Source organism: Bacillus sp. JJ1521, assembly GCF_036965165.1.
GTDB lineage: Bacteria > Bacillota > Bacilli > Bacillales > Bacillaceae_L > Ferdinandcohnia.
Genome location: NZ_JBALOX010000202.1, coordinates 1 through 322, shown reverse-complemented (window position 1 = coordinate 322; position 322 = coordinate 1). Strand labels below are relative to the sequence as shown.

The 322-nt window shown below is 36.3% G+C and carries 1 protein-coding gene; it reads left to right on the top strand.

Annotation, left to right across the window (positions count from 1 at the left end):
* A partial coding sequence (locus tag V7147_RS21780; RefSeq protein WP_438824627.1) for a YuzL family protein occupies window positions 1-180 on the top strand: 180 nt, incomplete at its 5' end.
* Window positions 181-322: the final 142 nt, after the last annotated feature.

The following is a 322-nucleotide window of genomic DNA, read 5'->3' as shown; positions in this document are numbered from 1 at the left end:
CTGGGCACAAATACGCCAGGCGCATTTGATTTAACGGAGGTGATGATCTTGCCAAAACGTAAAAAAGATCCTACAACAATCGGTTTAGGCTCTCCTAATGTAGAAGGACAAGGAACAACGAATCAAGAAACAGGGAGAATGGAATTAGATTCTTCAAGGAAGAAGAAAAAGAAGAACTAGAATTTGTATTACATAAAACTACAAAAATAAAGCCCGCTTAGAAAGCGGGTTTTATTAATCAGACACACAACAAAAAATAAAATATGCTAAAGTTACTACACTTGCGATCCCAAAAATCCATTCCATTTTCATGAATCCACCT